Source organism: Deltaproteobacteria bacterium (assembly GCA_030654105.1).
Lineage (GTDB): Bacteria > Desulfobacterota > SM23-61 > SM23-61 > SM23-61 > JAHJQK01.
In genome coordinates this window covers 1-10,517 of the sequence record JAURYC010000140.1, presented here as the reverse complement: position 1 = coordinate 10,517, position 10,517 = coordinate 1, and the positions used below count along the sequence as shown (strand labels likewise).

Here is a 10,517-nt window from a genome sequence, read left to right as displayed (position 1 = left end):
ATGATACGCCCCCTAGATGACGTCCCCTATATCTATGATTAGTTCCGTAAACCCTAACCCCAGCATAATTATACCCTCGATGCGGGAAAGACCGAAGAGCCCCGCTTTCCTGAATGAAATCGGAGTTTCCTTCGGGCTCGCTTTAGATTCGAAATGGTTCTTTATTTATAAGACCATATTTTATGACCCGTGGCGCGGGCCGATCAAAAATGTTATGATGACACCTCTTTGGCAGGGCTGGAGAAGAATAAAAATAAGAGGAGAGAGAAGATGTCTGGAAAACCCACAGTTGTCGCGGTGAATGGCTCCCCTCATTCCGGGATTGGGAACACGGCTCTCATGATCGAAATGCTCCGTCCCACCCTCACCCAGGAAGGATTCGAGCTGGAGATCGTCAACCTTTCGGACCACGAAATCCGCTACTGCACGGGATGCGCCTTCTGCATGGAGAAAGGGGAATGCTGGATCGACGACGACCATCGCCGGATTACGGATAGGCTCCTGGCTGCGGCTGGAGTGGTCCTGGCTTCCCCGGTCTATATCATGCATGTGACCGGGCAGATGAAGACCTTTCTGGACCGCAGCCTGGCCCTGGGCCACAAACCCCGGCCTACCTGGAAGCCGGGACTGACCATCAGTGTTTCTGCCGGACTGGGGGAGACGGACACCGCCAGCTACCTGGCCTTCCACTTGCGGATGTTTGGGGCGTTCCCCGTGGGTACCTTGACCGCCATGGCCGCGCAGCCGGGGGGGTTCTGGGGAAAGGAGGCGGTAGAGGCCAGGGCAGCGGACCTCGCGCGCGATCTGGCCCGTGCTATAAAGGAGAAACGGCGTTACCCGGTCACGGATCGAGATCTGCATTATTACCAGTTTATGGGCGGGCTGGTCAGGGACTTTAAAGACGTATTTATGAAACATGACTTCAAGCATTGGCAGGAGCATGGTTTTTACGAAGGATTCGAAAGGTACGTCCAGCAGCCCAAACCTGAGGTCGCCTTTAACCCGGAAGTGCGGGAAGCTTGGATTCAGGAAATGATCCAGGAGCAAAAGGCCAGGAAGAGAGGCCAACCGGCTCCGGAACGAGATAAGTCAGCCCAAGGGGGGGCAACCTTGGCCAAGAATTGCAGGGAGCTGATCCAGATGATGCCCCTGGGCTTCAACCCTTCGGCAGCAGGGGATCTGAAGGCAGTCTATCAATTCGAGGTGAGCGGAGAAGAGAATTTTGTCGCCCACCTGGCGATTGCCGACGGGACCTGCACCTACCATGACGGGCCGGCGGCAAAGCCGAATCTGGTCATTAAAACGCCCGCCGATGTGTGGCTGAAGATATCCCGGGGTGAGCTGGACGGGCAGAAGGCCTTCATGTCCGGTCAGTACAAAGCTGAAGGAGACTTTTCGTTTCTGCTGAAAATAAGAACTCTGTTCTCTAGCTGAAATAAAAAAACAATAGGATGGGACGTTCGTGCAGAACGTGCTTATGGAAGTAAGTGCGTAATAGGGACGTGCATAAGGGGGACGTAAGGGGGGATGTCCATAAACTTGTAAATTGAGGAATTGGAAAATTGACAAGGATTGATTGCAGCTATACAAGAAGAGAGTAGATTCCAAAAATTCCTTGAGAAGAAAAAGGTCTTTGGGTTGAATGTTGAGACCAGATCCTATTGCCTATTGAAGAATCCCCGCTGAAAGGATTCCAAACCAACACAATCGCTTGTGCTCAAATTCCCTTGACCCGCAATCGTCTTCCCAGTATACTCCCAGTACCAAAGCAAGTTGTTAAAAAATAGAGATGCCCGTGTCATAAAGGCGAGATAGGGCGTACCCCGTTCTGAGAAAAGAGCCGTAAAGAAGGCGGCGGTATGGTAAAAAGTGTTGTTGATCTCGATGAACAAGGAACTGAATGAATTATCTTGGCCATCTCCCTCAGAACGACCCCCTCTACGGGTATCTCCGCTACGAAATCCTGCCGCAGATCGGCGTAAATGGCATCTCCCCTGATTTCCGGGTGTATATGATTCAGGCATCCAATCATGTCTATCTATACGAAGATCGGCGTAGTCAAACTCGCCTTATCGGAAAGTTTTTCGGCGTTATCTCAGACCGCTCGCCCGATGCCGCCTTTCGCCACATGGAGCGAGAATACAATAATCTTAATCATTTGCGCGGCATCGGCTTTACCGGCTATCCTCATTACGTCGCTCGTCCCCTTAGTCACAATGCCAGCCTCAACTACGTACTGGTTGAGGAATTCTGTTACGGTACTCCGCTCAACGACTTCATCCTCAAAGCGATTTGGGAAGGAGCGAGGGAGGCCCTCTTTCAAAAACTAACCGCTCTCGCCTATTTTCTCGCCACCATGCACAACAGGACTGCCACCGAAGACCGGGTGGACTTTAACAGGGACTGCTCCTACTTCGATCGGATTATGGATCAGTTGAAAAACTGGGGTCATATCGGATGGGAAGAGGCACAGGAGTTCTACCAGTTTAAGGACCGGTGGCGGGAGAAGGGATTTATGTGGGAGGACAACCAGGTCCTCGTCCACGGCGACGTGACTCCCACCAATATCCTGTTCGGTGATGGCCTCTGGGTGATCGCCATCGACCTGGAGCGGATGAGGCTGGCTGACCGGGTCTTCGACGTGGGTCGGGTGGCCGGCGAGATCAAGCATTTCTTCATGCAGTACACCGGCGACAAGTGGCTGGCGGAGCCCTTTATCGGGCACTTCCTCTGGGAGTATGCCTGCCATTTCCCCGACCGGGACAGAACCTTTGCGTCCATCACCCGCCGGGTTCCGTTTCACCTGGGACTTACCCTCCTCCGCATCGCCCGTAACTCGTGGATTACCGGAAAATACCGCCGGCAGTTACTGGATGAAGCCAGGGGAACATTGAGGTAGATGCAGTATGGCAGTAAAAGGCATCCTGTTTGATCTCTATGGAACATTGATCGACATCGAGACCGATGAGTCTCTGGAAGAGATCTACCGCGGTATTGCCCATTATCTGACCTATCATGGGGTATACCTGCACCGGTGGGAGGTGCGGGACCGTTACTACCAGATCATGAAAAAACAGAAAGAAGAGCGTGGCGAGGAATACCCGGAAATAGACGTAGAGGCCATCTGGAACACCTTCCTCGGGCAGGAAGGCATAAAAGCAGCCCCCACAAGGCGGAAGCTGGCCAGGATCCTCGCCCAGCTCTACCGGGGTATCTCCCGGAAACGTCTCCAACTCTACCCTGACGTGAAGAGGGTGCTGGAGGATCTGCGACCCCGCTTCCGCATGGCCCTCATTTCCGATGCCCAGCCCTGTTACGCCCTGCCGGAAATAAAGGCCGTAGGACTGGACGGCTACTTCGACCCTATCATCATCTCCGCGTATTACGGATTCAGGAAACCCGATAGGAGGCTTATCGAGATGTCCCTCGATATCATGAAGCTCATCCCGGCCGAGGTGATCTGCGTGGGTAATGACATGTACCGGGATATTTACGGGGCGAGCCAGCTGGGCATCAAGACCATCTTCGTTGACTCCAACCAGGGAGCCAAATCCTATGAGAATGTGATCCCCGACTACTTCGCCCCCCGATTCGAGGATGTCCTCAAGGGAGTAGAAGCATTAAAATGAGCACTGCTCAAGAAGGAGGAAACACAACACAGCAGATTGACGGGTTACGAGCCGGAAAAGAGAAAAAGCCGGTCAGATGACCGTGGAGCAGAGGGAAGTTCCTGTAAGTGCATTCAGAGGCCATGCCCCTTTGAAGAAACATAAAGCGAGTTTTTATCAAGCAAGGAGGTGTGAACATGATCGAAAGATTGCCGGAACTGGTAAACGGGGATGAGCGGCTTGTGTGGCGGGGCCGGTTTCTAACCGTTGACTTCTTGGTTGAGGTAGGCGACGTCCCCTATTACGTCTCAATTCAGTCGGGGCGCATCACGTCAGTGGAACGTGGCCCTTTTTATACGCGGTCATGGCTCTTTGCCGTCCGGGCATCGGTAGAGGCTTGGGAGAAACTCTGGGAGCCGGTACCCCGGCCCGGCTACACGGACATTTTGGGCCTGATGAAGCGCGGTGAGGCGCGCATCGAAGGTGATTTGCATCCGTTCATGGCCAATCTTCGCTACATCAAGGAGATCCTGGTCGCACCGCGGCGACTGCGGGGGGGGTGTTGACATGGCCGCTGAGCTTGAATCTATCGTTGGTCGTTATATGCATCTGAGGCTAGGCGGACGGCCCTATCGAGTCTATTTTGAGGAGGCTGGCAGGGGAATCCCCCTTGTTTGCCTGCACACGGCTGGCTCGGATACCCGGCAGTACCGACACCTGATGGTGGACCCGGCGGTGACCGAGCATTACCGGGTACTGGCATTCGACATGCCGTGGCATGGAAAGTCTACGCCGCCGCCTGGTTGGCAGGAGGAAGAATACCGCCTGACGACCGAGACCTATGTCGAAGCGATCATAAGCTTCTGTCGGGCATTGGAGCTGGACCGTCCGGTGGTGATGGGTTGTTCGATGGGTGGGCGCATCGTCATCCCCCTTGCGGCAGAGTATGCGAAGGAATTACGTGCGGTCATCGGTCTCGAGGCGGCCGATCAAGTGCAGTCCTGGTTTGACAACACCTGGCTACATCGTCCGGATATACATGGGGGAGAGATGGGCGCTGCCCGGGTCTCTGGACTATTGGCACCCCAAAGTCCGGAGGAAACGCGCTGGGAGACGCTCTGGGGGTATATGCAGAGTGGGCCGGGCGTTTTCAAGGGTGATCTTTACTTCTATTTCTACCGAGCCGAATCCGACTTTCGCGATTTTATGGCGCGCATTGACACGAAGGTCTGCCCGGTCTACCTATTGACTGGCGAGTATGACTATTCCTGCACACCGGAGGATACGAAGCGCACAGCGGCCATGATCTCGGGCGCCGAGGTGATTATCATGAAAGAGATGGGCCATTTCCCAATGTCGGAGAACCCAGAGCTTTTCCGGAGCTATATCCTTCCGGTACTGGAAAAAATTCGTAGCCAGAAATGACCTTGTTGCGACTTATAACTTTTGTTAGGATGATATAGATAGAAAGGCTTGATAAACCTGATCTTCCTGACGGGACAAGAAAAGCTGAAACCTTTTTCCCGGCTTTCCCCGTCGGAAATCCACTGGATTCATTCCTCCCGCGCAGAAAAGCGGCAGGCCCAAAAGGAGAAAAAAATGGGTGGAAATCCTGAGTTGCTCATTCTTGATAAGTTACCGTGGGAACCTTTCGGAGGGAAGACAAAGGGTATTTTCCGGAAAAGTCTCTCATCGATGACTTTTCCTTCCGGATTTAAGGCCAGCCTTACTTTGGCCAATCCGGCCGGGGAGTTTCCCGAACACATCGACCCCTACACCCATATTTTTTACCTCCTGGAAGGTGAAGGAGAAGCATCGGTCGAGGGCCAGACCATCCCTTTGAAAAAAGGAACTGCCCTGACGGTTGCCGCCGGGAAGAGGCATGGCTATAAGAACTCCGGCCCGGGCGATCTCCTTCTGATCACCCTGAATATTTCCGAGGGAGGAGAGAAAAGCGGGAGAAATTAGTCACGAGCCGGATCAAAGCAAAAGGCCGGAAGGCCATGTTCCGGGATATCTATCCGGACCTCTAAAGGGGTTCCGGTTTGCTCTTTACTCTACTCAATATCCCATTTCCTCATTGACGAGAACGACTGTGAATTGGTCGATATCGGCGGGCTTCTGCATTAAGATCAACAAGGCCGCACAAATCCTTTGGGGAGCATTACAATCGCTACAGACCCCCGTGACCTCACAGGGTGTTTTATAATGGCTCCTTAACACTCTTTGAACCGCGGCCCGGTTCCGTGTTCGCCGGATGGCCTCATCCACCGATTCAACCAATTTATTCGCTCCCGCAATGACGATTACCCGCTTAGGACCCGAACAAAGGCTGGCTACCCGATTTCCTCCCCCGTCCAAATTGACCAAGGTGCCATCAGCGGCAATCGCGTTGGTGCTGCTCAGAAATACATCCACGCCCCGGTGACTCCTCTTCAATTCTATCCGTCGCTGCGGATCGTTGTCCGCCTCCCAATGGTCATAAACCGTATTCCCTTTTTTTCGGATCTCCTGGACAAGCTGCAAAGTTTCTCTTAGCGTCACCGAACCGCCGATGCCCACCGTTTCTCCAGGCTTAATCTGTTCGAGCAGGAAACGCTTGGCTTCCGCCGGCGTTTCAAACGAGTAGGCTTCAAATTTCTTTTTCTTCAGAGCCTCCAGGACAGAGCCGATTTTTTTGCGAAAATAAATCTTATCTATTTCCTGCATGATTTTCTCCCGGGACCGATGGCTGCTTTTTTAAATTAGCCACAGAGGACACAGAGATCACAGAGTTTTAAAGCCATGATTAAGAAAAAGTAAAGAATATATGTCAAATGCCCAAAGTGCCTAAAGTTGAAAAAAGGAAACTCCTATACAATTTCATTACATTCCAAAAAACGCTTTACTTCCTTATAAAAGGCCTCTGGCTGATCGACTTGAGGAACATGCCCGGCATCTTCTATCAAGGCGCTCTTTGAGCTTTTCATTCCCTGGAGTAAGACCTTTTCTTTTTCTCTTAAAATATCCTTGGTGCCAAAAAGAACAAGAGTGGGACATTGCACCAATGGTAGCTTAGGGAAGACATCATAGAGTGAAATAGCGATCATGGTCTTTTTGACCCATTGACCCGCTTTCGCCCGTTCCTGGTTGAACCAATTCAATAAATCCGGTGTGGGATGAGCGAAAGACATTGCCAATTCCCCCATGGAAAATGGCCGCGGGTTCCCCTCGGCATCGAAGCTGAGAGCTGACAGAACCAACCGCTCCATTCGTTCCCAGGAATCCCGAGCCGGACAACCGACCAGGATTAATTTTTCTACTCGTTGCGCGTAAGAAGCTGCCATTTCCACTGCAATCAGGGCGCCGACTGAGTTGCCGCAGAGGATGGCTTTATCAATATTCAATTTATCCATGAAAGTGATAACACTCTGGGCATAATCCTCAATCAAGTAATTTTGGGAAGGCTTATCAGCATCGCCATGGCCCGGCATGTCCAAGGCATATAAAGTAAATTTTTGGGCTAAGGGTTCAAATACTGGGTCCCACGATTTGGCCGAGAGATTGAGGCTGTGCAGCAGAATCATGTTTTTCCCTTGGCCGCCAGAAAGGTAAGAAATCTTTCCCTCCGCTAATTTGATTGATAATTTTTCCAATTCAGCCTCCTTTCCTTTAGAGGATTCAAAGGTTCGCTGGGTACAACCCCTTCATGAGTTTATATCCGTCAAATGTTTGCCTTTTTCCCACCCAGAAAAAGCTCCTTCTCTTTCTCCGCAATAGGTTTTCAGAGACATCCGGACCCTACAACCTGACTATCCCAAAGAAAAAAGATTATGTTTGGCGAGGGCTTTTAACTCATTCGCCCTCGCCTTGTTCCCGGGGAAGATTGCCGATTCAGTCGGTCTTGCGCCGTTCCATGACATAAGCCTTGACAAAGTCGACCTGCTCAGCGGCATCGCCGTAATAGATCTCAGGATTGGTGATCTCGTCAATCTCAGCATCGGTCAACTGTTTGCGAGCTTCCGCGTTATCCAGAATCGCCTGTTTGAGTGATTTTTTCTCGTCAAAAGCCTTCATGGAAACATCGTGGACCAAGGCATGAGCCGTGACCTTCTTCCCCGTCTTCTGCCAGAGTTTCAGCATGACCACTTCGGACATGGCGATGCCTTTTTGCAGGTAAAGGTTCTCCTTCATGCGATCGGTATGAACCACCAGCTTGCTGAAGATGCGGGTGGCCTGATTAAGAGCCGCGTCGGCATATCCGAAGCTGTCGGGGATGCAGGCCATTTCTGGTCCCATTCGCGTGGCATCCCGTTCCCCGGCCATCTGAATATCCATCATCACCAGGGCATTGGCCCGGGCCAGTTTGGCTAAACCGTGCTGCCACTCGCTGGGCTCGGGGTTGCGCTTGTTGGGCATGGTGGAGCTGGAGTACTGCTTGGCGGAATCCCAGGGTTCTTCCACTTCTCCAAACTCCGTGCGCTGGAGGTCTCGGATTTCCAGCCCGATCTTGCCCAGCAGGCTAACCAGCAGGGCTAAATTGTTCGTACATTCGGCGAAGCGGTCTGTGCGCAAAGCCAGGTCGGCCGGCGGGTTGCCCAGGCCGAGGCGCTCGGCCACTCGTTTTACCATTTCCCAGGTCTTTTCTTTGCCCAGGAGATATACAAAGGTATTACGGGCCCCGCAGGCTGCGGAGAGTTTCATCACGAACAACCGCTTTCTCATCTCCTTGAAGCGCTCGATGCAATCCCGCAGCTCATAGGCCCAGCAGGCAACTTTGAAACCGAAGGTGATGGGAACGGCGTGCTGACCATGGGTTCGTCCCATCATCACGGAATGTTTGTGCTGCTCCGCCAATCCCAACCAAATATCCTCCAGCTTGATCATTTTCGGAAAAATGACGTTATAAGCTTCGCGGATTAGAAGGGTAAGACCGGTGTCCAGGATATCCTGAGTGGTGGGGCCTACGTGGTAATGCTCGCCCTCGGGGCCGCACATCTTGGCAAAAGCCTTGATGAGAGAAACGATCAGGTGCCCGGCATCCACCTTGAATTCGTTGATCATTTCCGGGGTCAAATGTTCCAGAGTGGATTTGCGGGTGATCTCATCGGCAGCTTTTTTGGGGATCAGGCCCAATTCCGCCTGCACCTGGCTGATGGCCGACTCGAAGTCCATCCATTTTTGCACCATATTGCGCTCATGGAAGATCCGTCGCATATCGGCCGAACCGTAGGCATTCTGGAGCAAGACTGACTGATTTCTCATAACCTACCTCCTTTGATTTATTTTTTGCTTGACATGGATCAAAGCACTGATTAATATCCTAAATATCAAATATTGGATACAATATGCAATTGGCTGGCAAAAGTCAAGGGAAAAGATGTCTTCTTTATCGTCCCGTTTACCGATCCCTCGTAATTCATGCGGAAAAGGTCTGGAAAGTCTATAGCCGTCGGCATTACCCTTATTCCTTTGGGGGGAAAAGATGGGAGCGCAACCAGGAAGCAACTTTCTCGCACCGCCGATAAACTTTATCTCGAAAAGTGAATATGTTTATCGCTCCCTTCGAGGAGCCATTTTGAATGGGGTGATTAAACCGGGCAGCTTCTTGAATCAGGCCGAACTGGCCGAGCAAATCCAAGTGAGCCGCATGCCCATCCGCGATGCGATTAATATGTTGGCTCGGGAGGGCCTGGTCCGGATCATTCTCCACAAAGGGGCAAAAGTTACCCATTTTTCCCCTAAGGACATTCAGGAAATTTATGCCATCCGGAAGATCCTGGAAGGTTATGCCATTCGGGAAGCCACCCCGCATATCAAGAAAGACCTTCTTTCCCGTCTGGAAGAGATTAATCACAACATCAACAAGCATGCCCAAAAAAGGGATGTGGATGCCATGATCAAGGAGAATGAACGTTTCCACTTGCTTCTTTACGAGCCGTGTCAAAACCAGAGGCTTGTAGAACTCATCCAGAATTTATGGTCCAGCTATCCGAAACGGATATTTTGGGAAATCAAGGGCCGAGCCGAGCAGGTGGTAAATCAACATAAGGAGATCCTGGCCGCCGTCCGGGCAGGGAACCCCGAGAAAGCCGAAAAATTAATCCGAGCGAATCTCATCCTATCGCCCAAGGCCATAGAGCGAATGGCCTCAGCCCTCGGTAGTTAAATTTTTTTCACCGGCCGGTAATCTTCTGGTTACAGTTAATTCGCAAGAGAAACCAGCGCAAGGAGTTACAGTCATTTCCAGGAGGAACCCATGAGTTCAAAAGAATTTGGCTTTCCTTTTTTGCCAATCCCGTCGCGACCACCCAAACCGAGACGTTTATGGGTGACGGTCATGTCGGATCCGGGGTTGCCCCCCGGCTATCAACGGGATTTTCTTATGATCGCCAGCGATATTGTGGACTATGCCAAGTTCACCGACCATCCGGGTTACCTGAGCAGTTATCCCCGGGAATTGATTGAAGAGAAAATCAGCATTTACCGAGATTGCGGAATCAAAAGCTTTCCGGGGGGCATTGCCTTTGAGGTGGCTGCCGTGCAAGGAAAGGTGAAAGATTTCTTCCAAAGGGTCGTGCAGCTTGGGCTTCAGGCTGTAGAGATCAGCGAAGACATGCTTTCCCAGCCGCTTCCTTCCTCTCAGCGGGAGGCGTTCATCCACCTGGCCAAGGACATGGGCCTGGAGGTCTTCACTGAATTAGGACGGAAATTCCCGGACGCTCCCTTGGAGCGAAAAGAAGTGGTCGAATCCAGCCTGCGGGATCTGAAAGCCGGGGCCAAGAAGGTGGTTATTGAAAACAGCGACCTGGTTAAACTCAAGGAAGAGGACCCCACATTTTTTACGGATGTGTTACGGGAAGTGGGGAAGGAACAGCTGATTTTTGAGGCGGGCCCCGCGCAGTGGCCCGAACTGGCGGCCTGGATGAT

General features: G+C 52.0%; 11 protein-coding genes. 8 read left to right on the top strand and 3 right to left on the bottom strand.

Annotated elements, in window-relative coordinates; translation table 11 throughout:
* Window positions 1–270 precede the first annotated feature (270 nt).
* The 6 genes from Q7V48_05735 to Q7V48_05710 all read left to right on the top strand — a co-directional run bounded on the left by Q7V48_05735 (window position 271) and on the right by Q7V48_05710 (window position 5,576).
* Window positions 271–1,434, top strand: a complete 1,164-nt coding sequence (locus Q7V48_05735) for an NAD(P)H-dependent oxidoreductase (protein MDO9210237.1) — start codon at window positions 271–273, stop codon at window positions 1,432–1,434.
* Window positions 1,435–1,900: 466 nt separating this feature from the next.
* Window positions 1,901–2,899 (top strand): aminoglycoside phosphotransferase family protein, encoded by a 999-nt coding sequence (locus Q7V48_05730; protein MDO9210236.1) that lies wholly within the window; start codon window positions 1,901–1,903, stop codon window positions 2,897–2,899.
* Between the two features lie 7 nt (window positions 2,900–2,906).
* Window positions 2,907–3,629, top strand: coding sequence for an HAD family hydrolase (locus Q7V48_05725; protein ID MDO9210235.1), 723 nt, complete (start codon window positions 2,907–2,909; stop codon window positions 3,627–3,629).
* Between the two features lie 176 nt (window positions 3,630–3,805).
* A complete protein-coding gene (locus tag Q7V48_05720; protein ID MDO9210234.1) occupies window positions 3,806–4,174 on the top strand; it encodes a hypothetical protein in 369 nt (122 codons plus the stop codon).
* Window position 4,175: 1 nt separating this feature from the next.
* Entirely contained in the window at window positions 4,176–5,033 is an 858-nt protein-coding gene (locus tag Q7V48_05715; protein MDO9210233.1) for an alpha/beta hydrolase, read from the top strand.
* A gap of 174 nt (window positions 5,034–5,207) precedes the next feature.
* Window positions 5,208–5,576: a cupin domain-containing protein gene (locus Q7V48_05710; protein MDO9210232.1), complete on the top strand. Its 369-nt coding sequence runs from the start codon at window positions 5,208–5,210 to the stop codon at window positions 5,574–5,576.
* 93 nt (window positions 5,577–5,669) lie between these two features.
* Here Q7V48_05710 and Q7V48_05705 read toward each other — a convergent pair whose 3' ends face one another.
* The 3 genes from Q7V48_05705 to Q7V48_05695 all read right to left on the bottom strand — a co-directional run bounded on the left by Q7V48_05705 (window position 5,670) and on the right by Q7V48_05695 (window position 8,852).
* Window positions 5,670–6,317 (bottom strand): lactate utilization protein, encoded by a 648-nt coding sequence (locus Q7V48_05705; protein MDO9210231.1) that lies wholly within the window; start codon window positions 6,315–6,317, stop codon window positions 5,670–5,672.
* A 143-nt stretch (window positions 6,318–6,460) separates the two neighbouring features.
* On the bottom strand, window positions 6,461–7,243 hold the full coding sequence (locus Q7V48_05700; protein MDO9210230.1) for an alpha/beta hydrolase: 783 nt from the start codon (window positions 7,241–7,243) through the stop codon (window positions 6,461–6,463).
* Between the two features lie 238 nt (window positions 7,244–7,481).
* Window positions 7,482–8,852, bottom strand: a complete 1,371-nt coding sequence (locus tag Q7V48_05695) for an adenylosuccinate lyase family protein (protein ID MDO9210229.1) — start codon at window positions 8,850–8,852, stop codon at window positions 7,482–7,484.
* Window positions 8,853–9,072: 220 nt separating this feature from the next.
* Here Q7V48_05695 and Q7V48_05690 point away from each other — a divergent pair, with 220 nt between their 5' ends.
* Together Q7V48_05690 and Q7V48_05685 are read left to right on the top strand one after the other, a co-directional pair.
* Window positions 9,073–9,756: a GntR family transcriptional regulator gene (locus Q7V48_05690; GenBank protein MDO9210228.1), complete on the top strand. Its 684-nt coding sequence runs from the start codon at window positions 9,073–9,075 to the stop codon at window positions 9,754–9,756.
* A 90-nt stretch (window positions 9,757–9,846) separates the two neighbouring features.
* Window positions 9,847–10,517 (top strand): phosphosulfolactate synthase (locus tag Q7V48_05685; protein ID MDO9210227.1); only part of this gene is annotated, 671 nt, incomplete at its 3' end.